This is a genomic window from Pseudoalteromonas sp. H103, from assembly GCF_001469205.1.
Lineage (GTDB): Bacteria > Pseudomonadota > Gammaproteobacteria > Enterobacterales > Alteromonadaceae > Pseudoalteromonas > Pseudoalteromonas carrageenovora.
The window spans coordinates 179,987-205,526 of the sequence record NZ_LOFG01000017.1; the positions used below are offsets into that span (position 1 = coordinate 179,987).

Sequence of the window (25,540 nt, forward strand, 5' to 3'; positions counted from 1 at the left end):
TATAATGACTAATTTATTTTCTTTAGAGGGCAAAGTTGTCCTTATTACAGGTGCTAGTCGTGGTATTGGTAAAGCAATAGCTAATACACTCGTAGCGCAAGGTGCAAAAGTAGCGGGTACTGCGACGAGTGAATCAGGCGCAGCTAAAATTAGTGAATATTTAGCTGATAACGGTAAAGGCTATGCGCTAAACGTAACTGAACCTGCTTCGATTGAGACTACACTTGCCGCGATTAAGGCCGATTTTGGTGATGTTGATGTACTAGTAAATAACGCGGGTATTACTCGCGATAATTTATTAATGCGTATGAAAGAGAACGAGTGGGACGATATTATCGATACTAACTTAAGCTCTATCTTTCGTTTGTCAAAAGCAGTTTTACGTCCAATGATGAAGAAGAAAAATGGCCGTATCATTAACATAGGCTCAGTTGTGGGCACTATGGGTAATGCTGGGCAAGCTAATTACGCTGCGGCAAAGGCTGGCGTAATTGGTTTTTCTAAGTCACTTGCACGTGAAGTTGCATCACGCGGAATTACAGTAAATGTGGTTGCGCCTGGCTTTATTCAAACCGATATGACAGATGATTTAACTGACGATCAAAAAGCAGCTACGCTTGCTAATGTACCTGCGGGTCGTTTAGGTCAGCCAGATGAGATTGCAGCTGCTGTGTGTTATTTAGCATCTGACGCAGCTGCGTACGTATCAGGCGAAACTTTGCACGTAAATGGCGCGATGTACATGGTTTAATAACCATTATACCTACATTGCCACTAAATTAAGTTAAGTAAGTTACCTTAAAAAGATTGAATTTTTTGTGATCTTGCTTTAAACATACTTGAAATCGCTGTGAAAATAAGCGATAAAAGACAAAATAGACACTCAGAGGTTTGACCAGACAATTATTTATGGTCAAATCATTGAATCAGAGAATTATGCGGCGTAAACTACGCCGCAATCTGAAAATAACGCATTGGCGTTTTTAATAAAGGAAAGAAGAATGAGCGATATCCAAGAACGCGTAAAGAAAATTATCATTGAACAACTAGGTGTTAAAGAAGAAGAAGTTAAAAACGAATCTTCTTTCGTAGATGACCTAGGTGCAGATTCTCTTGATACTGTTGAACTAGTTATGGCTCTTGAAGAAGAGTTTGACACTGAGATCCCAGATGAAGAAGCTGAGAAGATCACTACAGTACAAACTGCTATCGATTACGTTACAGCTCACGCTGAGTAATTAATCGCAAGTTAAAGGCAGCATTCGCTGCCTTTAATTTTTATATCCAAACCACCTCAAAGTTCATGATTCAAACTCACCCTTGTTTATCGTTAATGCATGTGTTTTTTAAAGCACGTATTTAGTAGAGTTTGAGACTCGCACTTTGAGGTCGCTTGGGTATGAATTCCCTTTGTAATACCAATTCGATTTAAACTTAGTAAGTTAATAAGCTTACTAAAATAATAATATTTTAATCAATTGGTGAAAATATCCCTTATTGGAGGCAAACCGTGGCTAAACGTCGAGTCGTCGTAACTGGCTTAGGAATGTTGACGCCGCTAGGTAATGATGTTCAATCAACCTGGCAAGGCTTATTAGATGGTAAAAGTGGTATTCAAACAATAACACACTTTGATACATCAAAATTTGGTACTAAATTCGCTGGTTTAATTAATGACTTTGATGCAACTGCATACATGTCAGCGAAAGATACTAAAAAAATGGACTTGTTTATTCAGTACGGTATTGCGGCGGGTGTTCAAGCCTTTAAAGATTCAGGCCTTGAAATCACTGAACAAAACGCAACACGTATTGGTGTAGCAGTTGGCTCAGGTATTGGTGGTCTTACACTCATTGAAGAGAACCACATTAAGCTACTTAATAGTGGCCCTCGAAAGCTTTCTCCATTTTATGTGCCTTCTACCATAATAAATATGATTTCGGGTCATTTATCAATGATGCATGGGCTTCGTGGTCCTAACATCTCTATTGTTACTGCTTGTACTACGGGGTTGCATAACATAGGCCATGCAGCGCGCATGATTGCATACGGTGATGCCGATGCAATGGTTGCCGGTGGTGCAGAAAAAGCGTGTACACCAATTGGTATGGGCGGCTTTAATGCAGCTCGTGCGTTATCTACACGTAATGACGACCCACAAGCAGCTTCTCGCCCGTGGGACAAAGACCGAGATGGTTTTGTGCTTTCAGACGGCGCAGGTGTTGTTGTAGTTGAAGAGTACGAACACGCTAAAGCGCGTGGCGCTAAAATTTATGCTGAGCTGGTTGGCTTTGGTATGAGCGGCGACGCATACCATATGACTTCACCACCAGAAGACGGTGCAGGGGCTGCGCTTGCTATGCAAAATGCATTAAGCGATGCTCAAGTAAATGCAGAGCAAGTTGGTTATATTAACGCGCACGGTACATCTACCAATGCTGGCGATAAAGCAGAAACTGCAGCTGTTAAATCTATTTTTGGCAATGCCGCAAAAGATGTAATGGTAGGCTCATCTAAATCAATGATGGGTCACTTGCTAGGGGCTGCAGGCTCGGTTGAATCGATTATTTCTATTTTATCGTTAACTGATCAAAAAGTGTCGCCAACCATTAACCTTGATAACCCAGATGAAGGCTGTGATTTAGATTACATTGCTCATACTGCACGTGATGCAAAGTTGGACTTTGCTTTATGTAACTCGTTTGGTTTTGGTGGTACTAATGGCTCGTTGCTATTTAAAAAGGTATAATCTTTTTAACAACGAACGAAATTATAAAAGCTCAGTTGTTTAACTGGGCTTTTTTTATATGCCAAATTAAATGCAAACAATAATAACGACAGATCAAAATAGCACTTTAAGCACCCAAGATAGAGGCTTAAATTATGGTGATGGCTTTTTTACTACAGCTAAAGTTGTTGATGGAAAAGTGCAGTATTGGCCATATCATAAAGCACGTTTAACTGAATGCGCGCAAAGGCTTGGCTTTCCAAATATTAATTTTACTGAGCTAGAAGAGCGCATAGGCAATTGTATTCAATCATACAAACTAAATGTGCTTAAGATTGTTGTTACTCGCGGAGAAGGCGGACGGGGTTATAGCTTACCTACTGAGTGTAATTTAACGATTCTACTCAATGTTGCTGCCTATCCTCAAAATTATTTGAGCCTGCATCAAGATGGTGTAAGCCTAGCAATAAGCCCTATTAAATTAGCGGCTCAGCCTTTACTTGCTGGCCTTAAAACTCTTAATCGTTTAGAGCAAATTTTAATAAAAAAAGCTATGCAGAATGAAAGCTGCGATGACGTTATAGTACTTGATTATAACAATAATGTTATTGAAGCCTCTGCGGCTAATATATTTGCGATTAAAGGGGGCCGTGTTTTTACTCCAAAGCTTGAGGAGTGCGGGATCAAAGGGGTTTATCTGCAATCGTTATGTGATAAATTAGCTATTGAATTTAAAGTGGTTAGCGTTGAGGATTTAATACAAGCAGACGCTGTTTTTGTATGTAATAGCCTAATGGCGGCCATACCGGTTAAAAGCATTGGGTCGTGTATATTTGATGTATCAAAAAGTCAGTTGCTATTAAAAGAATTATTAGCCAAGGAGGCTAAGTGTTAAAAGTTACTTTATCGGTATTACTACTAGCGATTATTACCACGATTGTAGGATATCAGCAGTTACAAGCCACTATAACAAGCCCTTTGTTAGTCTCGACGAACACTCATTTTGAAGTAAAAAAAGGCACAGGTTTTAACCAGTTATGTAAACAATGGCAAGCTAAAGGCTGGCTAGAAAGCTGTTGGCGCTATCAAGTCGTGGCTAAGTTAGATCCCACCCTTACCGATTTAAAAGCAGGGCTTTATGAACTCACTTCAGATAGTGTGATCACCAATATAAAAAAAATTAATAAAGGGGATCAAGTAAGTTTTAGTTTTACCATTATTGAAGGACAAAACTTACGTGAAGTACTTGAGGCTATAAAAAAAGCAAATAACTTACAAAACGATTTAAAAGACGATGCGCTAAGTATGCAAATTCTCAACAGCGATATGTACTTAGAAGGCTGGTTATTCCCAGATACCTATCACTATCATAATAACGACACAGCAAGCAGTGTATTAAAACGTGCAGCGGTTAAAATGCAGCAAGTGCTGGAAGATGCATGGCACGAGCGCAGTGACGATTTACCTTATGATACAGCTTATAAAGCGTTGATAATGGCTTCAATAATAGAAAAAGAAACCGGCCTTGCCAGCGAGCGCCCGTTAATAGCCTCAGCTTTTGTAAATAGATTAAATACGAATATGCGGTTGCAAACCGATCCTACCGTCATATACGGAATAGGCGCAGATTTTGATGGTGATATTAAAAGTAAAGATTTACGCGATTACACACCATACAACACATATCGTATTAATGGCTTGCCACCAACACCGATAGCAATGCCATCTAAAGCTGCTATTTTAGCCGCCGTTAACCCGCCGCAAAGTGACTATGTATACTTTGTTTCAAAAGGCGATGGTAGTCATCAATTTTCAACCACATTAAAGCAGCACAATGTGGCAGTTAACACTTATATTTTAAATAAAAAGAACTAACTTTTTTATGAAACCAAAATTTATAGTAATAGAAGGCCTTGAAGGCGCAGGTAAATCCACAGCGATTTCGCTATGCCAAGACTTTTTAAACAAGCAAAAAATAGACTTTATCAATGTCCGCGAACCAGGTGGTACGCCTTTAGCTGAATCATTACGAACGCTTGTAAAAGCTGAACACGAAGAAGAAATCGCTTTTGAAACTGAGCTACTTATTATGTACGCGGCGCGCTCTCAGTTAATGCATAACGTAATTAATCCAGCGCTTGATAAAGGCCAATGGGTACTTGCAGATCGCCACGATTTATCGTCTCAGGCATATCAAGGTGGAGGGCGTGGTATTAGCTCTAATACATTGGCCTCACTTTCGTCTATGGTATTAAAAGGGTTAAAACCCGATTTAACTATTTATCTTGATATAGACCCAGTTATTGGCCTTGAGCGAGCAAAAGGCCGTGGTGAGCTTGATAGAATAGAGCAAGAAGCCATTGAATTTTTTCAGCGTACGCGTATGCGTTATGTTGAGCTTGCAAATGACGATAATACAATAAAAACAGTCGATGCAAACCAAAGTATTGATAAAGTACATCGCGATATAACTAACGTACTACACACGTTTTTTGAAGGCTTAAAATAATATGGCATTGCCATGGCTACATGATACTCAAGTTCGCTTAGTACAAAGCTTTCGTGCAAATCGATTTCATCATGCGCAATTATTTTGTGGGCCTGTAGGCGTGGGTAAATTCGCACTTAGTGATGAGCTTGCCAATGCACTTTTATGTCAAAATATTAATGAGGAAATAACGTCTGATAATGGTTTGCTCAAGCCTTGCGGGCACTGTAAAAGCTGCTCACTAACGCTTGCGGGTAATCACCCTGATAAGCGGTTAACGCAAGTTGATGGGCAAAGTATTGGCGTAGATGATATACGCGGTATCAGTGATTTTATGAATCATTCAGCTGCGCAAAATGGTAACAAAGTCGCCATTATAGAAAACTGTGAAAAAATGACCGTTGCTGCGGCTAATGCATTATTAAAAACGCTTGAAGAACCAACCAATAGCCGCTTTTTAATCTTAACAACAAGTCAGCCTGCACAGCTTCCAGCCACTATTTTAAGCCGCTGCGCTAAAAGTGAGGTAAAAGTAACAAATACCGCACTTGCAGAGCAATGGCTACAAACGTTAGAAATCCAACATTTTAGTTGGCTCACTCTTTTTTATAACCAACCACTGCAAATAAAAAAGTGGCAAGAGCAAGAACAACTAAATAATATTGATACACTTTATAAGTTTGCAACTGACTTTAAACAAAGCCATAATTTCAATGCGTTAGTCGATATAATAAATAAGCAGCCAGAGCTAGTACGTATATTTACGTTGTTTTTAAGTGAGCAATTAAAGCAGCAGCTTTTACAGGGTATGAGCTTTGACTCTTACCAAAATGCACAGCATGCATTAGCTGAATTTTTACAAAATAATATTCAAGTACTGGGCCTTAATTTACCGCTTGCTGTATCGCGATTAGCACACACGTTACGCAATCAATAGGATTTATTATGCAAGAGCTTTTAGTAGATATAGATGATTTAGATGAGTTGTATAGTTGTTACATGCCTTATTTAAAAAAAGGCGGCCTATTTGTACGTACTAACATGCGTTACGAAGTAGGGCATTCTTTGGCGCTTCGCGTCACTTTACCCGATGCCCTAGAGGACGATGTAGTAACGGGTAAGGTCGCGTGGATCACCCCGCAAGGTGCACAGAGCTCTAATCCACCAGGCATAGGCATTAGTTTCTTAGATGATAAAACAAACTTAAATGCTAAAATCGAAAAGCTATTAGGGACTATGTTAAACTCCGGTAATCCTACGTATACCATGTAGTTTTAAGCATATATAAGTTTATGCCATTTCAACTTTATTGAGCTATTAGTGCTCTTTAATTAGTAACTTAAAACCATAAAACAATACAGGCCATATAGTGATTGTAGATTCTCATTGCCATTTAGATCGTCTTGATTTTGATAAACTAGATTTAAACCTTGACCAAGTACTTGATAAAGCACGTGCAAAGCAAGTTGAACACTTCTTATGCGTGAGTGTAACGCTTGACCAATTCCCAAGCATGCTTGATAAAATAAAACACTACGATGATGTTTCAGCTTCATGTGGTGTACACCCGCTTGATCAAAAAGACGCGCTTAACAAACAGCAATTAATCGATTTAGCTTCGCACCAAAAAGTAGTCGCTATTGGCGAAACGGGGCTTGATTATTACTACTCAAAAGATACGCATGCAGTTCAACAAGCAAGTTTTGTTGGCCACATAGAAGTAGCAAACGAATTACAAAAGCCTTTAATAATCCATACTCGCGATGCGCGAGAAGATACAATTAATTTAATGCGAGAACATAAAGCAGAAAATTGCGGTGGCGTACTGCATTGCTTTACAGAAGATTGGGATATGGCAAAAAAAGCAATTGATATGGGCTTTTATATTTCAATATCGGGTATTGTTACTTTTAAAAATGCAGTTGAACTGAAAGAAGTAGTAAAACAAATCCCACTTGATAGATTACTTATCGAAACCGATTCGCCGTATTTAGCGCCAGTCCCGTACCGAGGCAAAACAAATCAGCCAGCCTATGTTGAAGATGTAGCCTATTACATTAGCGAGCTTAAAGGCATTAACTTTAACGAGCTTGCTAAAGCAACTACCGATAACTTCTATTCTTTATTTAAATTAGCAGCTAAAGGCTAACTACATGATTACTGATACGGCGCTACTTCCTATTTTACTAATGGGGCCAATGGTGCGCCGTGCAGAGCAAACGGGTGTGTGTATTCAGTTTGCCACCTCTAAACCCGCTAGCTGCCAAATAAACCTCCTCGAACTCGAAAGCTATAGCGATCAACAAACGGTAGCCTTAGGTCAGCACTTATATTTACACTTTGTAATTATAAAACCGGTAAGTACTATATTCCCTCTTGATAGCTTATTAAGCTATGAACTTATTATAGATGGCAGCTTAGTTGATTTATCCCCTTGGTGTTATTCAAGCCAATCTGCGCCTGCGTTTGTAATACCTAATAAACTTACAAATATACTACATGGCTCGTGCCGTAATGCGCACCACCCAGCAAAAGATAGTTTGGTGTCTGCAAGCGAGTGGCAAAATACAAGGCGCGAAAATAATAACCAAGGCGCTCAACTTTTATTATTAAGCGGTGATCAGGTTTATGCTGATGACGTAGCGGGCCCTATGTTATTAGTTATTCACCAATTAATTGAAGCTTTGGGTATTTATAAAGAGCAAACCTTAGCGCTTAATCTGCCAGATGATATTAACGATCAGCTTTATAATCGCCATTTATATTTACCAAAAACACCTTGGCAAAAGCGTCCTAAACTAGGTGTTGGCTATTGGCTTAAAAAAGACGAGCCGCATTTCTCTAGTGTAAAAGCCTACAACCACCTAATTCACTTTGAAGAGTACATTGCTCTATATTTACTAAATTTTAGTGCATTAGCTTGGCAATGTGTAAATATTAAAGAAGCGAGTTACTTAGGTGAAAGTTCAAAAAATCAGACCATTTTTAATGCCGAAAAAACAGCGCTGATTGACTATGCGAAAGGTCTAAACGAAGTAGAGCGTTTATTTGCGAATGTATCTACTTTAATGATATTTGACGATCATGATGTAACCGACGATTGGAACCTTACTGCAGGGTGGGAGCAAGCTATAAATCAAAACCCGTGCAGTAAGCGAATTATTAATAATGGCTTAATTAGCTATTGGCTATTTCAAGGAATGGGGAATGACGCACTAATAAAAACAGGTGAGCTATTAACGCCTTTTAAGCAAAGTAAATCCGCTAATAATGTTTGGCAGCTACAAGCGTTTGATAAACCTTTAAACAATTTTAATTATTGGCATTACGAGTTAACAACAATACCTAAAGTTGTTGTGCTAGATACCCGCACACACCGATGGCGTAATGAGAGTAACTTTAATGAGCCTTCAGGGTTGCTCGACTGGGAAAGACTCACAGAGCTTGAAGAGAGCTTACTAAGCCATGATAAAGTGATTATCGTATCACCAGCCCCTGTTTTTGGTGTTAAATCAATAGAGGCAATACAAGCCGCGTTTAATATGTGCGGCCAACCGCTTATGGTTGATGTAGAAAACTGGATGGCTCACGAGGGCTCAGCTAAAAAACTACTCGATACCTTTAGACGAACCGATACCCCAAACGAAACTCTTATTTTATCGGGCGATGTGCATTATTCATTTTGCTTTTCAGTGCAAAAGCGTTTTGGTGACCATCCCAACAGAATATGGCAACTCACCGCTAGCGGTATCAAAAACGAATTCCCGCGTAAGCTAATTAACGTACTTGATAAGCTCGATTCAATATTATACAGCCCCAAAAGCCCGCTTAACTTTTTTACGAAACGCTGGCACATGGAAGTAGATAAACACCAAACTAAAGGCGAAGGGCAAAAGTATTTAGTAAGCGACTCCGCCATTAGCTTAATTACATTAGAGCAAGGAAATTTAGCCCGCTACCAACTAATCCACGGCGACGGCCATTTAACTGAGTTTGATTTAGAAGAGCAGTAGTTTGTTCTAAAGAGCTTCCCTTGTAACTGTAAGAGCTGTTTCTTTAAAGTTACAGATTAAAAAATTTTACCGTGTATCCTTCTTAAGTTATTTTACGGATATTATGAGTGTTTTTAGTACAGTAAAATAAACTTTTAAAGTACAAGCTTTATCGCACTAATACAGTGCATAAAAAACCCAATGTGGTGCAACAAAAAATTAACATAAAAACATCAAAAAGGATGCTTTTTTTTATTGAGTAGATTCTTGTGGTGTGTATAATAAAAATTCACATGGTAAGTGAAGTACATATATAAGGATTTTAAATTTTTTAATTCCTTTTTTGTGCTTTCATAAAGCAAAATAAAAGGAATTAAAGTGAAAGTATTAAAAGCAGTATTGCCAGTCGCAGGCCTTGGAACACGCATGCTGCCCGCGACAAAAGCCATCCCTAAAGAAATGCTCCCTCTTGTGGACAAGCCGCTGATTCAATATGTAGTAAATGAAGCCGTAGCTGCAGGAATAAAAGAAATTGTACTTGTAACACATGCATCCAAAAACTCGATTGAAAACCATTTTGATACTAGCTTCGAGCTAGAGGCTACGCTTGAGGCACGAGTAAAACGTAGTCTTTTAGAAGAAGTGCGTTCTATAGTACCGAAAGATGTAACTGTAATTTCAGTAAGGCAGTCAGCTCCCTTAGGGCTTGGACATGCTGTATTAGCTGCTCGCCCTATAGTTGGCGAAAATCCATTTGCAGTTATGCTACCAGATGTAATTATCGACAAATACCAATCAGACGCTAAAAAAGACAACTTAAGTCAAATGATTGATCGCTTTGATAAAACAGGTCACAACCAAGTAATGGTCGAAGCTGTACCACATGAGCAAGTTCATCAATATGGTGTTGTAGACCTTGCGGGTAAAAAAATTAAAGCAGGCGAAAGTGCTGCTATTAAAAATATGGTTGAAAAACCAAATAATGATGAAGCACCAAGCAATTTAGCGATTACAGGGCGCTATGTTGTTTCAACTGCAATTTGGGATTTATTAGAATACACCCCACCCGGAGCTGGTGGAGAGATTCAGTTAACTGATGCATTACTGCAGCTTCGTCATTTAGAAACGCTAGAGGCATATCATTTAAAAGGCAAATCACATGATTGCGGATCTAAACTTGGTTATATGCTTGCAAATGTTGAATATGCTATGCAATCAAGTCACCTTGGTAAAGAATTTACAGAACAAATAAGAAAACTAATCTAACTCACTGTTTAATATTGTTATTTTTTAAATGGAATGGCTGTAGCTAAGGTTATAATGCTTATAAAAAAAGATTATTTATACGCTTCAATTTGGGCATCATTAGCTGTTGGTTCATTACTGTTTAATACGATGTTTGGGGCTCTCGCTGCTTTAACATTTTTAATAGCTGGTACAGTTTATGCTGCATCTGGAATTACCTATACATTAAAAGTGTGCAGAATAAACTGGGAATTATTTTTAATACCGGGTTTGTGTTTAGCTTCGGTGGTTTGGTCTGATATTCCCGCTACAGCATTAAGAGCAAATATACAATTATTGCTGACTACTATTTATGCTGTTGTTATCGCTAGCCGTTTACCACTTAATTTATTTTTAAGAGCCTCAGCTTTTATTATGTTAATTGCAATGGTGATGAGCTTGCTTTCATCCAGAACTGCTTTAAATGGGATGACAGGCGAAATAAGTTTAATTGGTATTTTTGGTAGTAAAAATTATCTAGCTGCAAATACATCTATGTGTATTGCATTAGCACTTACACTAACGATGAATAATAAAATTGATATTTTTAGTCGATTATTAGGGGCTGTATTACTACTTACGTCAACTTTAGTGTTAGTTAAAGCAAAGTCATTGGGCGCGATTATTTTTGTCATAGGTAGTGTATTTATAAGTTTAGTTATTATTTTTTATCAGAACTTATCTCTAGATAAATTTACTAGGGGAAAGTTTAATTGGCTTATAACTTTTGTATTTATATTTTGCATGTTCTTATTGGTTTATTCACTTATAAACGGAAGTTTTAATGAGTTAATGTATAGCGTAGGTAAAGACCCTACATTGACTGGTCGAACCCACTTATGGGAGAGAGGTGTATCTCTGATAAAAGAGAGCCCTATTTTAGGAGTCGGCTTCCAAAGTCTATTTTACGTTGGGAATAATATAGCTGAGGATATTTGGGCTTTGCACCACGTCCCGTCAGGAGCTGGGTTTAATTTTCATAACATGTACGTAGATGTGGCAGTTGAGCTAGGTTTATTAGGTTTGTTTCTATATTTATATTTAATTGTAATATTTATAAGTAGGATATTCGATTTAGAACACATTCACTTAGGTAGTTCTCATTTCTTTGCAATATTGATTTTGAGTTACATGTTTTTACAAACGTTTTTAGAAGCTGTTTGGTTTGAACAGTTTACGATTATCCACTTTTTTATGTGTATATCCTGGGTTTATTTAAAGGAAGATGAAAGTTATGAGTGATGAAGTACTTAAAGGTGTAGTTATTTTTGGCGGCTCAGGTTTTATAGGTTCTCACCTTATTGACAAGCTTATAGCTCAAGGATGTAAAAAAATTATTTCAGTGGATATTAAAAAGCCTAAGGTTAAACGAGAAAGTGTAAATTACATCTTAGCAGATGTAAGGGATCTATCTTCTTTAGAGAAGTTTGATGGTGTTGAAAAAATTTATAATTTTGCAGCTATTCATACTACTCCAGGGCATGAACACCATGAGTACTATGAAACAAATGTATGTGGTGCAATTGAAGTATGTAAATATGCAGAAAGAGCAGGTATTGAGCATATAGTTTTTACTAGTTCGATTTCAGTCTATGGGCCCAGCGAAGAGCAAAAAACTGAAGAAACCGTATTACAACCAGAGTCCTCTTATGGCTATTCTAAGATGATTGCAGAGAAAATCCATAAAGAATGGCTTAATAAAGATTTAAAAAATAAACGTTTAGTAATAGTAAGACCAGCAGTTGTATTTGGGCCTGGCGAAGGTGGTAACTTTACTAGGTTGGCAACATTACTTAGTAAAGGCATATTTATTTATCCAGGAAGAAAGAATACCATTAAAGCGTGCATATACGTAGATGATCTACTTGAGGCTATTAATTTTGCTGAAGAACAAAACCAAACACTGATTACGTTTAATGGTGCATACCACCAGGGCTACACTCTAGAAGATATCATAATAACTTTTCAGTCTAATCATTTTGAAAATGTGAAAACGGTCATGTTACCAAAAGCTTTTGTTCTTGGAGTGGCAAAAACTTTGCGCTTGTTTAATGCGTTCAATATTGGGATCCATCCCGATAGAGTAATGAAATTAGTGAAATCTACTGATGTTTACCCAGGCTGGTTAGTATCAAAAGGTAAAAAGTTTGATGGCGGAGTTGAGGTTGCATTAAACAAATGGTCATCTGCCACAAATGGAAAGTTTAATTAGATAGGGTTACTACATGGAAATTTGTGTTGCAATATGTACATACCAGCGAAGTAGCCTCAGGGATACACTAGAGTCTTTAGCAAAACAGTCTTTATCAGAGGATATAACGTTAAAGGTATTAGTTGCTGATAACGATAAAACAAATAAAGCAAAAGATACAATTGAAGCTTGGGCTGAAGAATTTGGTTTGAATTTAAGGTATGTACATGCACCTTCTCAAAATATCTCAATTGCAAGGAATGCATGCTTAGATAATGTGGATTGCGATTGGATGGCATCAATTGATGATGATGAAATAGCTTCAGTTTACTGGCTTTCAAATTTATACAAAAAAGCACAATTAGAAAAAGCTGCTGTTGTTTGCGGACCAGTTAAAGCTATTTATCAGGAAAATGCACCAGCTTGGATGAAAGAATGTGATTTTCATTCCCAACATCCAGTGTATGTAAAAGGTGTAATACAAACTACATCAACGGCAAACGCACTAATTCATTTAAAGCACCCTGCCTGTGCTGAGCTGCGTTTTGACCTTTCTTTGGGTAAATCGGGGGGGGAGGATAGTAGTTATTTTTCATCGGTTTATTCTAATGGCGGCAATATCACTTTTGCGTCGGATGCATTAGTAACAGAAGCTGTGCCGTTAGAGAGAGCAAATTTAATGTGGCTATTAAAACGAAAATTTAGATTTGGACAAACATGTGGTGCCCGGGTACTCAAACATAAGTTTAGTTTTAAAAATAAAATAAAATATAGTGCTTTAGCAATCTGTAAGTTTACGTTCTGCTTATTTATGTGCCTTATATCAATACTGGGTAGTGATAAAAAATATAAATGGTTACTAAGAGGAACTCTACATTTTGGAGTACTTGCAAAGCTTTTAGGTAAAAACGAGATAACTCAGTACTAAGGACTTTAAAATGATCGAGGGTTTAGTCGATTATATCAACAAGGAATCATATGAAAGTTGAATTAGAAGTTTCAGTTATTATCGCAGCATGGAATTCTGAGAAGTTTATCAGTAAGGCGATAGACTCGGCTTTGCAGCAAGATATAAACCTTGAGGTAATAGTGGTAGATGACTTTTCAAATGATAACACTTGTAGCGTAGTTGAAAACTATAAAGATGAACGTGTCAGGTTAATTCGTTCTAGTAAAAATGGTGGTCCAGGAGCTGCTCGAAATATTGGGTTTTCAGCTGCAAAAGGGAAGTGGATAGCTGTTTTAGACTCGGATGATTACTTTTTACCTAACAGATTAAATACAATGATTAATTCAGATGATGGAACCGCTGATATTTTAATCGATGATTTTTACATGTGTTTAGGGGATCCTAACGAGCTTAAGCCATTTTATACTAATAATGAACTTAAAAAGGGCAATTTATCACTTGCTGAGTTTATTGCTGGCAATTCAGATTTTATGGGTAAAAAAACTACCGGTTATGTAAAACCTATTTTTTTAAAGTCTTTTTTAATAACTAATAAGGTGCGGTATTGGCCTGAGGTTCGCATTGGTGAAGACTACTATTTCTTAGCATCTTGTTTAGCAGCGAAAGCGAAAGCTAAGGTGGTAGAAGTTTGTGGTTATGTATATAACATCAGAGGGGACTCTATTTCAGGGAAGCTTAATCAGGAGCATATCGATAAGTTTCAATGGGGAGATAAAAAGTTTGCAGACATGTACCCTTTTCAACCTTTGGAATATAAAGCTTTTAAACTCAGAAGTAGAAACTTATCTAAAACTAAAAGCTATATTTCACTTGTTGAGTCAATTAAAAATAAAAAAGTCTTAAAGTCACTCTGTATAGTAATAGCGAACCCAAGAGCGTGCAGTTTGTTATGGCTCCCAATTAGAAAAAGACTATTAAATTAATATGGAGATTTCTTTGAAAGTACTAGTTGCCGTGTTAACAACAGGAAGTAGAAGTACGACCTTTGAGCAGTGCTTATTGAGTATTATTGAGCAAAAGATCAATAATAATATCGAATTGAGTATATTGGTTGTTGAAAATAATCTAAAACATAATCAGCTAGTTGGTGATAGTTTAAGTAAGTTTTCAAATGAAAGTGAAGTAAAGATCATCCATGCTCTCGAAACAAAAAAAGGTATACCGTATGCACGGAATAATGCTCTAACGTTTGCTACAAATAAAAGCTACGATTATCTAGCTTTTATTGATGACGATGCTTTCGCGCAGCAAAACTGGCTTCAATCACTTTGCTCTAAAATGAATGGTTTTGACGTTGTCGCGGGACCTCAAAAAGCTATCTTTCCAGCTAATACAGCTAAATATTTCAATTTAGCAAGTTTATATCATGAGCGTAAGGTAAATGAAGGTGTAGTTGTTAAATGGGCGGCAACTAATAATATTTTAATTGACGTCAACACAATGCAAAAATTTAATCTTAAATTTAATGAGTCACTAATCCACGGTGGTGAAGATAAAGAGCTTTTCTTAAGACTTACAGCATCCGGTGGTAAAATTAGCTGGGTGCAAAGTGCGATAGTTCAAGAGCACATAGTACAAGAACGCTTAACTACTAAGTGGGCATTACGACGTTGTTTTAGGATGGGAGCCACAGGCTTTAAAATTGAAAGCTGCAATAAGTCTTTTTTTAAGGTATTGAGTACATGCGCCTTTAAAGGTACTGCATATATAGTTAAGGGCTTACTATCATTTTTACCATTCTTGATTAGTCCTAAACGTACACATTTAGACAGCTTATGTGATTTGTCTCATGGTTTTGGTTTTTTTTATGGAATTTTATCTGGCGGTAAAGTAAGGAGCTACGCATGAAGGGAAAATTTTTTTTCGCTTTATTCTTTTTTATATTTTCACATTCATTATATGCACAAGAGTTTAAAAAACTAATTTGGAGTGATGAATTTAATTACGAAGGCCTTCCAGATAAAAGTAAATGGGGATACGAAAAAGGATATGTTCGTAACGGAGAAAAGCAATTTTATAATGTATCTAATCTAGAAAATTCTAGAGTAAAAAATGGAAACCTTATAATAGAGGCTCGAAAAGATGCTGGAAATGATTCAGGTTTATGGCAAGAGTTATTTGAAGCAAAGAAGCAACCTTATACTTCTGCGAGCCTAACGACACGCAACTTAAACTCATGGACACATGCTAGAATTGAAGTGCGTGCTAAATTGCCTAAAGGCGTAGGTGTTTGGCCCGCTATTTGGCTGCTCGGTGCAGATAAAGGCGGGAAAGGGTGGCCTGCTAAAGGAGAGATTGATCTCATGGAGTATGTTGGCTACAAAAAAAATAAAGTGCATGTAGCTTTGCATACAACAAAGAGAAATCATCAAAATAAAAAAGGTATAAATAAAGAATTTAAATTAGATAATTTATTAACAGATTACCACACATATGCTGTTGAAAAGCATCCCAATATAATTAAGTTCTACATAGACGATAAGTTAGTTTTTAGCTATGAAAAAGAAGGCGACAGTGCAGATTATTGGCCTTTTGATGAGCCAATGTATTTAATTATTAATTTAGCAATTGGTGGTTCTTGGGGAGGAAAACATGGAATTGATGACGCCATATTCCCACAGCAGTTTTTAATAGATTATGTAAGGGTTTATCAGTAACTATAATGCTGGTGAAAATCTAATATTTTTAAAGTCCTTAGATAAGGCATAGCAATGGATGGTGGTTAGTAATGACAATATTTTTTATTTCAATATTTTTTTTGGTTTATATATATTTTTTGTTTCCTTTAAGTATATACATGTGCGGTTTAGTTAAAAAAGATAATGTTAAAGCTAATTTTTCAAATACAGATAGAACTATCGTTATTGTAGTACCAGCACATAACGAAGAAGCTGTTATAAGTAAAAAAATTGAAAATCACCTCGCCTTAGATTACGACACAAGTAATTATAAAATTCTTGTAATATCTGATACTTCCTCAGATAAAACAGTAGAAATAACTAAACAATATATAGATAAACACCCTGGTAGAGTTGAGCTATTTGAAGTGAGTGATGGTCTAGGCAAAACTAATGCAATTAATAAGGCTTTAGTTGATATTGAATGCGATATATTGGTTTTTTCTGACGCTAATGTTTATTTAAAAAGTGATGCTTTATTACAAATTGCAAAATGTTATGAAGATAAAGACGTTGGTGGTGTAGCAGGGCAGTTAATTTATACCAATGATGATGTTGAGGGGGCAGCGCAAAGTAATGGGTTGTATTGGAAATATGAAGAAATGATTAAAAAGTCGGAGTCGTTGTCAGGTTCGATGATGGGGGCCGATGGGTCTATTTTTTCAATAAGAAGATCTCTGTTAAGAGAATTACCTGTACATGTTCTGGATGATTTTTGTTCTTCAATGGGGGTGGTAAATCAAGGCTATAAACTGAAATTTGATGATTCAATTACAGCCTATGAAAAAGGTGCAGAGACCACTGCCGAAGAGTTTCCTAGAAAAGTCAGGATCAGTAACCGCTCATATAATAGTTATAAACATTTGCGGGCTGAATGTTTAAATAAGCTGTCTCTGTTTAATTTATGGAAACTCTACTCACATAAAGTATTACGCTGGTATAGTCTATTTTTTATGATATCTGCTTTAGTGTCTAATTTTTATCTAGCTATTTTTGAAAGCGGTTATTTTTTCACTTCAATTCTGATATTACATGTTATTTTTTATGTAATGGCTATTTTATCTTGGTTAAATAAATTCCCAAAAATACCTGTAGTTTCAAAATTAGCGGTAATAGCTGAATATTTTACTATGGCTAATATTGCTGCTGGTATTGGTATTCTACAGTCCATTTCAGGCAAGAAAACTGTGACTTGGAAAAAAGCTGATTCGACTAGGTGACTACACGTTGAGAAACGTAACTTTGTTACGACTAATGATAGGGATATATTTTGTTCAATAACAATACTATAGCAGTTATTATAGCTGCTTATAATGCAGAAAAAACAATCGTAAGAGCAGTCGAATCTGTAGTAGATGACGAGTTTGTTAGTCAAGTGATTGTAGTAGATGATTGCTCTTCCGATAGTACTATGCAAATGTTGGCAGGCTTACAAAAGCAATTCACAAAAGTCTCTGTATTTTCTACTGATATAAACAGTGGGCCAGCGAAAGCTAGAAATATTGCTCTCACAAAGTGTACAGCTAAATGGGTAACAGTACTTGATTCAGATGACTATATTGAAAGAGGTCGCTTTAAGAAGTTATTAGCACATAGTGAAGGCATAGAGCTAATTGCAGATGACAAATTTCGTATAAATGAGAATGATCCAACTAGCAGAAAAACGGCAATGCTTGGAAAAAGACAAAAATTTCCAACGCTAATATCTTTATCAGATTTTATTGAGTCGAACATTACTAAAAAAGGCGAGTTTAGAAAAGAACTTGGGTTTATTAAACCTATAATTAAACGTCATTTTTTATTAGAGAATAACCTAACTTATCAAGAAAATATGCGATTGGGTGAAGATTATGAACTCTATTGTCGGTGTTTAATATTTGGAGCTAAATTAAAATTAATAGAAGCTTCTGGGTATGTAGCTGTTGTTCGTCAAAACTCACTATCAGGTAATCATAGTAAAAAAGATCTGATTAAATTGAGAGATTGCGACTATGAGTTAGCTAAGATAGAAAGTTTAACTTCTCATGAAAGAAAGTTATTACTAAGACACGCACAAAGCATTAATATTAAAGTGCAATGGATATGTTTTTACTCTTCAATAAAAAATAAAAATTATAAAACAACTATAAAATCTATTACAAATTCTCTTTCTGCTTTTATCTTTATTTTAAAAAATTTAAAGACACAATTTTTTATTCGCGTCGTTAGAAGAAGATTAAACAAGTGAATGACAGTAAATCTAAAGGGATAGTCTGGCTTTTTATAAGTAAATTTTTCCCACCAATCATTAACTTTGCTGTATTTACGTATTCGGCTAGAATTTTAGCACCAGAAGATTTTGGTTTGATAGCATTCGCTTTGTCAATAATTTATATATCGAGTAGCTTAATGCCAGTAGGTTGGCGAGAAGCTATAATAAAATATCAAATTAGCGATACTCCCACGATTAGTAGTATTTTTTGGCTCAATTTTTTTGTTTCAATTTTACTCGTATTTTCAATACTAGTATTTTGCTTGATATCACCTTTCGATTTTCAAACTGAAACATTTAATTATGCATTGGCGGTATTTTGCTCTAAATTAATCTTTGATGGATTGTACTCTACTTTAAATATACTGCTTTTAAAGGAACAAAGGTATGCAAACTTAGCTTTGAGGACTTTTTTTTCAGGTATTATCTCTGCTTTTATAATAATATTACTACTCACATTAGATTATGGTATATGGGCGCTAATTTGGTCTCAGGTAGTGCTTTCTATTTTCAATTTTTTAGTTGTATACATACCCACAAGAGATAGAGTTTCTTTTGTTTTTAAATTTGAACATATAGTAAAGCTAAACTCATTTTCAATATATACAACGTTAACTAATGGCCTTACTTTTGCCTTAAGTAATTATGAATCTCTTATTATAGGGAGTGTTTTAGGGAATAGGCAGTTAGGTTTTTATAGTGTCGCTAAAAGGTTATCTACTATAATTAATGAGGTCTTTATTGGTACAGTATCTGAGGTTAGCTTTCCTATATTAGCTAAAACTCAGGCAGAAAATGGCAATCTAAAAGTGGGATTTTTAAACTCTGTATACTTTTCAGTTGTTCTACTATATCCAATTTTTATTTTTTTATTCGCGTACTCATCAGATATATTTATTATTTTATTTACAGAAAAGTGGCTAGAGTCAGTTCTAATATTTAAAGCTTTCTGCATTGCATATATGATAGTAATATTAGGCATTCCACAAAAAAATATTATTCTTCTAACTAATAATGCGAAATGGTGGTTTCATTTACAATTAAAGTTATCAATTATTATAGTGCCAATAACAACGTTGTGTGTATATTGGGGAGTTGAAAGTTTTTTAGCTGCCCTCATACTTGCAAAGCTAACTTATTGCACTGCCTCTATGATGCGTTCATGTAAATTATTAAATATAACTATTAGTGAATATCTTTCAAGTTTTATATCACCTGTTATCTGTGCCGTCATAAGTATATTACTAACACTAAGCTTAGGTAACATCTTTTATTTTGAGCTAATAATTTTAAACGTAGTCTTTGCTGGGTTATTTTTTATAATTATTTATTTCATATTAATGTACCTCTTTGATGGAGGGAAATTGACCTCAAGCGCCTTAAGTATTTTTCCAAAAAACAAAATTATTTTAAAATTAGCAAATAAACAAAATTATAAGGAAATTTAAAGTGAAATTAACCTATTTTTCGGGACACGTGCCTAACTTCGGTGATGAGCTAAATAAATATATGTGGGATTCATTAGTTTCTCCTGGCTTTTTTGACGAAGACGAATCAAAACTATTTTTAGGTATTGGCTCTATTTTATGGGATTACTTACCAAAGAAACCCAAAAAAATAGTTATGGGCTCAGGCTATGGTGGTTATACACCGAAACCTGATGTGCATGATGATAGCTGGGATATAGCATTTGTTAGAGGTCCTAGAACTGCAGCCGCATTAAACTTAGATCCAAGCCTAGCAATAACAGATGCTGCTATCTTAACTCATTTTATGAAGCTACCTAACCAAGAAAAACAACATAAAATCAGCTTTATGCCCCATTATGAAAGTATTCCGCGTGGTAATTGGGAGTTGGTTTGTAAACTCGCGGGTATCAATTTTATAGATCCCACTAATCCAGATGTTTTAGAGTCTTTAACTGAGTTAAAAAAGACGGAACTATTAATCACAGAAGCAATGCATGGCACAATTTTGGCTGATACTTTGAGAGTACCTTGGGTATCGCTAAAGCCAATATTACCGATACATCATAATAAGTGGTTTGATTGGGCTGAATCACTAAATATTGATTTGGAATTTAGTCAAATGCCAAGCTCTTCAATTAAAGACTCATGGTCTCAAGTTACTGGTAAATTAGGTACTGGCAAACGTAGTCGACAATTCGCAAAGATGCTAAGTTTTACTGATAAATACTATATTGAGAATGCGGGTGAAAAACTGTTGAAGTTAGCTAAAAATGGCGGTCAATTAAGTGAAGATAAAATTTTTAATTTAAAAGCAGATATGGCACTTAGTAAGTTGTCAGAATATTGCGATTTAAAAGTTTAATCTGAGCCATATAAATTAATAATGTAGTTTATTTATAACGGAATATTTTATGAAAAGCATTAATGTCGGAGTTGTTATTCCTTTTTATCAAAAGAAGAGCGGGCTCTTATTGAATGCACTTGCTTCAATTTTTAAACAGAGTGCTCAGGGGATAAATTTTCTAATAACTATAGTCGATGATGGATCTCCTATTTCCGCTAAGTCTGAGATTAGTGAGATAAAGTTACCTAAAAATTGTACTTTGAAATTAATTTTACAAAAAAATCAGGGGCCAGCTGCTGCTAGAAACAAAGCGTTAGATTATCTTTATGGACAGGATATAGAGTTTTTAGCTTTTTTAGACTCCGACGATTGTTGGATGGACTTTCATATTTCAAATGCTATGAAAGCTCTATCTATTCAAGATGTAGATTTTTATTTTTCTGATCATAGTCGTTTCGATTCTGAACATTCCTTATTTAACGAAACAGGCTGTTTTAAAGATCTAGATAAGGCTGTCTGTAAATATAATATTCATTTGGAAGATGATTTTGCAATGTTAACCGGGAAGAGTTGCTTCAGTCTATTTTTAAACTATTACATAAGCCAAACCTCTAGTGTTGTTTATAACTTTGATAAGCTTAAAAACCATCGTTTTGATGAGTCTTTAGTAAGTGCTGGGGAAGACTATTTTCTTTGGCTCGAACTTGCACATAGTTCTAGTAAAGTGGTTTTTTCTTTTAATAAAGGGGTTTATTGCGGGAGAGGTGTAAATATATTCTTCGACTCTTTCGATTGGGGGAAACTAGCTTCATCAACGCGAATTGGTTATGAAACTTTATTTTATAGAAAAATTTATTCTTTTTTTGAATTAAATTCAATTGAAAAAAATAAAGTTAAATCAAATTACTCGAGGCTAGAGGAGCAATTTTCTTATTTAATGGTAAAGCACTTTATTACTGGTAAAGGTTTAGATAAGGTTTTGTTAAATAGAATTTATAAAGTAAGCCCACGTACCTTAATTCTATTACCATTTAGATTTTTAAATTATTTTATTAAATCAAAAAATTGAATCTTAATGGGGTTATATTTTTCCTATAAAAGCTAATGCTTTGTAACGGGGAGATACTAACTTCTAGTAATGATAAGCATGCGTGGGTTTAGGTTTTTATTCGTATAACATAGTCTATTTATATAAAGTTTATTATCCATGCAGGGAGCCATATTTTTAACTTTTCCATCAGCTTAGTGCTATTTTAATTCTATTTTTACTGGAGTTAATATGTTTTTTAGGCTGAGTGTCAGGTTGGGTTTTTAATTTAAAGAGTTTATATTGGTTTAGCTTGTTTATTTTTGTTTAAATTTATTTGTTTCAATATTTATTTATAGGTTTTATTTTTCATTCTTAATATTTAAGGTATAAAGGATTATATTATTGAACCTTCCTGTACATTAATATATTATTAAAATTGCTTTTAGTAAGCGTGTTTCACTGTAAGATAACTATAGGGATTAATAGTATGACATCTTCAAGGACATTTAAACCAACAGGTTCTTCTGATGCGAACTTTTACCGATTATTCGATATTTTTGCATTATTTACGGCTTTTCAATGTTCAGCTTTATTTTATAGCTTAGAGCTTACTCCTATTTATATGGTGGCAGTTCTCAGTGTTGCATTAAGCTTTTTATATTGTGCTGAAATATTATCTGCTTATAGATCTTGGCGGGCCGGTAAATTTAGAACAATGGTCATGTGTGCTTGGGGTGCTTTGTTTATTTCATTTGCATTTTTACTTTTGATATCTTTTGTTTTTAAATTTTCTGATTCGCTTTCTCGTATTGGTTTAGGGTTGTGGTTTTTGCTCAGCGTTGCATATATGTACGGCTGGCGTCTTGCCACGTATCTATTCAAAAGAAATAGAAGACGGTTAGGTATTAATTTACGAAATGTAGCGATTGTAGGTGCAACTGAGTCCGCTGTTCATTTATACAACGAAATCAATAAAAATGATGAGCTAGGTTTTAAATTTTTAGGCTTCTATGACGACCGAAAACCAGAGCGATTATTCGAAAATTCAGTCAAACATGATGTAGCCGGTAGGATACAAGATGCAGTTACTGCCGCTCGAAATGGTAATATTGGTGTTCTATATATAGCATTACCAATGAAAGCAGACAAACGCATAGCAGATATTTTGCTGCAACTTGGCGATACAACCGTTGATGTCCATATAATTCCCGATTTTTTAGTGTCAAGTCTGATACATGCACGTATCGAACATGTTGGTGAGCTTGATACATTGAGCGTCTTTGAATCGCCTTTTATCGGAGCTCGCGAGTTTATTAAGCGCACGGAGGATATAGTTGTCTCCTCAATTATTTTGGCGTTGATTTCCCCAATCCTTATTGCTATTGCATTTGCAGTAAAATTTACTTCAAAAGGTCCGGTGATTTTCAAGCAAGACCGCTATGGCCTTGATGGTCGTAAAATTAAAGTATGGAAATTTCGCTCAATGAGCGTTACTGAAAATAGTTCAGTAGTAACTCAAGCTACAAAAAATGACTCACGAATTACTCCTTTAGGTGGTTTCTTACGTCGAACAAGTCTTGATGAGTTGCCTCAGTTTATTAATGTATTAAAGGGTGATATGTCTATAGTTGGGCCTCGGCCACATGCAGTAGCACATAATGAAGAGTACCGTAAAAAGGTAGAGTTCTATATGTTACGCCATAAAGCAAAGCCAGGGATAACTGGATGGGCACAAATAAATGGTTGGCGCGGTGAAACTGATACTTTGAACAAGATGGAAAAACGCGTAGAATTTGATTTACATTATATTAAACATTGGTCACTTTGGTTTGATGTACAAATCATTTTCATGACAATTTTTAAAGGGTTCAAAAATGCAAATGCATACTAAAATAATTACTTCATTAGGTGCGTTTCTTAGTATAGCTATAGTAGCCCCTGCCGCAGCAAGTAATTTAAGTGCAGGTAGTTTTATAACAAAAAGTGGAGTAGAAATCACTCCAACCTTAAAAACCGGTCTCAGTAGTAATAGTAATTTTTTCAGCACTCCCGATGAAGAGGAGTCACGATTAGTTTGGGCTATTACACCAAATGTCAAAGCATTAATTGAAGATGGACCTAATAGCTACAAATTAGACTTAGGTACGAGTAGTGCCTTACATAATAAAGATACAGTCGATAATTATACTCAAGTAAATATTGGTACTGCTATTCATAGAGAGTTTACGAGCCAGCATCGTTTAGATGTAACTGGAGATGCTGATTGGCTATACGAATCTAGAGGTCGCGGCTTAACTGAAGGGTTGGGAGATACCGTTGATGAACTTGTTAAATATAAATTACAAAATTTTACAGCTCGCTATGAGTATGGAGCTCAAAGCTCAAAAGCTCAAATAGCTCTTGATGCTGTTTATTTAAATAAAAAATATTTAAATTTTAGAGAAGTATCTCAATATCGTGACTACGATAAATCGTCAATCGGCATTACTGGTTATTATAATACACAAGCTTTATCACGTGTATTTATTGAAATTCAACAAGAGTACTATCGTTATGACGTGCTAGAAATTAGCGGAGTATCTCGTGACTCTGATGACATAAAAATGTTAGCAGGTATGCAGTGGGAAGCTACGGCACTAACTTCAGGTTCTTTTAAGCTGGGTTATCAAAATAAAGACTTTGATAACCCAGCGCGTAAAAGCTTTAGTGGTTTGAGCTGGGAGGCTAAAGTTAATTGGAAGCCATTAAGCTACTCTACTTTACAAGTTTTAACGAGTCGAGCAGCAAAAGATCCTGTGGTTCAAGGCGATTACATCAAAGAAAGTTTATATGGTGTTAATTGGACTCATAATTGGAATGATTATCTGAGTTCGCTCGCCAGCCTTAATTATACTGATGAAAAATACACGGGTGATTTTGGTCGTAAAGATAAAACTAAAAGTTTACGTTTAGGTCTCAATTATGTAACAAATAGTTTCGGTATGGTTTCTACTTATGTAGACTTTATTGATAAAAACTCTACTCAAAATGAAATCGAGTTTGATCGCACAGTTGTTGGTATTAACTTTACATTTGCTTTAAAGGCTAGTTAATGAGGCTTATTTTTATATTTACACTATTAATAATTAGTAGTGTTTGTTTTGCTCAATCAGAGCAAAGCTACGTTTTAGGTGCAGGTGATAAAGTAGAAATTAAAGTATTTGGCCAACCTGACTTGGAGGTCACTGCATTGTTAGGTAACAGCGGAGAGGTTAACTATCCATTTTTGGGTAAAGTTAAACTTTCAGGTCTAAACACCTCAGAGGTTGAGCAAGTAATTGCTAATGGTTTACGCCCTGATTATTTAGTCAACCCTAATGTTTATGTTCAAGTAATTGAATATCGTCCTTTTTATATACATGGAGAGGTTAAAAACCCAGGTGCATACCCTTATCAACCTGCTATGACGGTAAATCAGGCTATTGCACTTGCTGGTGGGTTAACTGAACGTGCGTCTATAGACAAAATTTATATTTTTAAAGAACAAACTAAACAGCAGCAAAATAAAGGTAGTTTAAAAAGCCAAATTGCAGCGGGCGACACCATAAAAATAGAACAACGCTTGTTTTAAAGCAG

General features: G+C 35.6%; 25 protein-coding genes. All 25 read left to right on the forward strand.

Features of this window, described 5'->3' with window-relative positions; all coding sequences use genetic code 11:
* Positions 1-4 precede the first annotated feature (4 nt).
* The 25 genes from fabG (at position 5) to ATS74_RS15305 (ending at position 25,535) form a co-directional block, all read left to right on the forward strand.
* Positions 5-751, forward strand: coding sequence for a 3-oxoacyl-ACP reductase FabG (gene fabG / locus ATS74_RS15185; protein WP_058549710.1), 747 nt, complete (start codon positions 5-7; stop codon positions 749-751).
* A gap of 250 nt (positions 752-1,001) precedes the next feature.
* A complete protein-coding gene (acpP, locus tag ATS74_RS15190) occupies positions 1,002-1,238 on the forward strand; it encodes an acyl carrier protein (protein WP_002962377.1) in 237 nt (78 codons plus the stop codon).
* Between the two features lie 272 nt (positions 1,239-1,510).
* Entirely contained in the window at positions 1,511-2,749 is a 1,239-nt protein-coding gene (gene fabF, locus ATS74_RS15195) for a beta-ketoacyl-ACP synthase II (protein WP_058549711.1), read from the forward strand.
* A gap of 70 nt (positions 2,750-2,819) precedes the next feature.
* Complete coding sequence (gene pabC, locus ATS74_RS15200; protein ID WP_058549712.1) at positions 2,820-3,623, forward strand: aminodeoxychorismate lyase; 804 nt, start codon at positions 2,820-2,822, stop codon at positions 3,621-3,623.
* Entirely contained in the window at positions 3,617-4,603 is a 987-nt protein-coding gene (gene mltG, locus ATS74_RS15205; protein ID WP_058549713.1) for an endolytic transglycosylase MltG, read from the forward strand. The genes pabC and mltG overlap by 7 nt, the downstream gene beginning before the upstream one ends.
* Before the next feature lie 7 nt (positions 4,604-4,610).
* Positions 4,611-5,237 (forward strand): dTMP kinase, encoded by a 627-nt coding sequence (gene tmk / locus ATS74_RS15210; protein ID WP_058549714.1) that lies wholly within the window; start codon positions 4,611-4,613, stop codon positions 5,235-5,237.
* 1 nt (position 5,238) lies between these two features.
* Entirely contained in the window at positions 5,239-6,153 is a 915-nt protein-coding gene (locus tag ATS74_RS15215; protein ID WP_058549715.1) for a DNA polymerase III subunit, read from the forward strand.
* 8 nt (positions 6,154-6,161) lie between these two features.
* On the forward strand, positions 6,162-6,488 hold the full coding sequence (locus ATS74_RS15220) for a PilZ domain-containing protein (protein WP_058549716.1): 327 nt from the start codon (positions 6,162-6,164) through the stop codon (positions 6,486-6,488).
* A 97-nt stretch (positions 6,489-6,585) separates the two neighbouring features.
* Complete coding sequence (locus ATS74_RS15225) at positions 6,586-7,365, forward strand: TatD family hydrolase (protein ID WP_058549717.1); 780 nt, start codon at positions 6,586-6,588, stop codon at positions 7,363-7,365.
* Positions 7,366-7,369: 4 nt separating this feature from the next.
* The gene (locus ATS74_RS15230) at positions 7,370-9,229 is read left to right on the forward strand and encodes an alkaline phosphatase D family protein (RefSeq protein WP_058549718.1); all 1,860 of its coding nucleotides are present in this window, start codon (positions 7,370-7,372) and stop codon (positions 9,227-9,229) included.
* Positions 9,230-9,586: 357 nt separating this feature from the next.
* Positions 9,587-10,474, forward strand: a complete 888-nt coding sequence (gene galU, locus ATS74_RS15235; protein WP_058549719.1) for a UTP--glucose-1-phosphate uridylyltransferase GalU — start codon at positions 9,587-9,589, stop codon at positions 10,472-10,474.
* 54 nt (positions 10,475-10,528) lie between these two features.
* Positions 10,529-11,734, forward strand: a complete 1,206-nt coding sequence (locus ATS74_RS15240) for an O-antigen ligase family protein (protein ID WP_161936780.1) — start codon at positions 10,529-10,531, stop codon at positions 11,732-11,734.
* Entirely contained in the window at positions 11,727-12,704 is a 978-nt protein-coding gene (locus ATS74_RS15245) for an NAD-dependent epimerase/dehydratase family protein (RefSeq protein WP_058549802.1), read from the forward strand. The genes ATS74_RS15240 and ATS74_RS15245 overlap by 8 nt, the downstream gene beginning before the upstream one ends.
* Before the next feature lie 13 nt (positions 12,705-12,717).
* Positions 12,718-13,611, forward strand: coding sequence for a glycosyltransferase family 2 protein (locus tag ATS74_RS15250; protein ID WP_058549721.1), 894 nt, complete (start codon positions 12,718-12,720; stop codon positions 13,609-13,611).
* A gap of 50 nt (positions 13,612-13,661) precedes the next feature.
* On the forward strand, positions 13,662-14,576 hold the full coding sequence (locus ATS74_RS15255) for a glycosyltransferase family 2 protein (protein ID WP_058549722.1): 915 nt from the start codon (positions 13,662-13,664) through the stop codon (positions 14,574-14,576).
* A 13-nt stretch (positions 14,577-14,589) separates the two neighbouring features.
* Positions 14,590-15,501, forward strand: coding sequence for a glycosyltransferase family 2 protein (locus tag ATS74_RS15260; RefSeq protein ID WP_197709261.1), 912 nt, complete (start codon positions 14,590-14,592; stop codon positions 15,499-15,501).
* Positions 15,498-16,310: a glycoside hydrolase family 16 protein gene (locus ATS74_RS15265; protein WP_058549724.1), complete on the forward strand. Its 813-nt coding sequence runs from the start codon at positions 15,498-15,500 to the stop codon at positions 16,308-16,310. The genes ATS74_RS15260 and ATS74_RS15265 overlap by 4 nt, the downstream gene beginning before the upstream one ends.
* Positions 16,311-16,381: 71 nt before the next feature.
* Positions 16,382-17,551 (forward strand): glycosyltransferase, encoded by a 1,170-nt coding sequence (locus ATS74_RS15270; RefSeq protein WP_082660639.1) that lies wholly within the window; start codon positions 16,382-16,384, stop codon positions 17,549-17,551.
* A gap of 50 nt (positions 17,552-17,601) precedes the next feature.
* The gene (locus ATS74_RS15275; RefSeq protein WP_058549726.1) at positions 17,602-18,558 is read left to right on the forward strand and encodes a glycosyltransferase family 2 protein; all 957 of its coding nucleotides are present in this window, start codon (positions 17,602-17,604) and stop codon (positions 18,556-18,558) included.
* Positions 18,555-20,030, forward strand: a complete 1,476-nt coding sequence (locus tag ATS74_RS15280; RefSeq protein ID WP_058549727.1) for an oligosaccharide flippase family protein — start codon at positions 18,555-18,557, stop codon at positions 20,028-20,030. The genes ATS74_RS15275 and ATS74_RS15280 overlap by 4 nt, the downstream gene beginning before the upstream one ends.
* A gap of 1 nt (position 20,031) precedes the next feature.
* Positions 20,032-20,913, forward strand: coding sequence for a polysaccharide pyruvyl transferase family protein (locus ATS74_RS15285; RefSeq protein WP_058549728.1), 882 nt, complete (start codon positions 20,032-20,034; stop codon positions 20,911-20,913).
* 49 nt (positions 20,914-20,962) lie between these two features.
* Positions 20,963-21,964 carry a glycosyltransferase family A protein gene (locus ATS74_RS15290; RefSeq protein WP_058549729.1) on the forward strand — a complete coding sequence of 334 codons (1,002 nt, stop codon included), beginning with the start codon at positions 20,963-20,965 and terminating at the stop codon, positions 21,962-21,964.
* A gap of 448 nt (positions 21,965-22,412) precedes the next feature.
* Positions 22,413-23,816 carry an undecaprenyl-phosphate glucose phosphotransferase gene (locus tag ATS74_RS15295; RefSeq protein ID WP_058549730.1) on the forward strand — a complete coding sequence of 468 codons (1,404 nt, stop codon included), beginning with the start codon at positions 22,413-22,415 and terminating at the stop codon, positions 23,814-23,816.
* Positions 23,800-25,017: an outer membrane beta-barrel protein gene (locus tag ATS74_RS15300; RefSeq protein ID WP_058549731.1), complete on the forward strand. Its 1,218-nt coding sequence runs from the start codon at positions 23,800-23,802 to the stop codon at positions 25,015-25,017. Before ATS74_RS15295 ends, ATS74_RS15300 begins: the two co-directional genes overlap by 17 nt.
* Positions 25,017-25,535 (forward strand): polysaccharide biosynthesis/export family protein, encoded by a 519-nt coding sequence (locus ATS74_RS15305; protein ID WP_058549732.1) that lies wholly within the window; start codon positions 25,017-25,019, stop codon positions 25,533-25,535. Before ATS74_RS15300 ends, ATS74_RS15305 begins: the two co-directional genes overlap by 1 nt.
* Positions 25,536-25,540 lie beyond the last annotated feature (5 nt).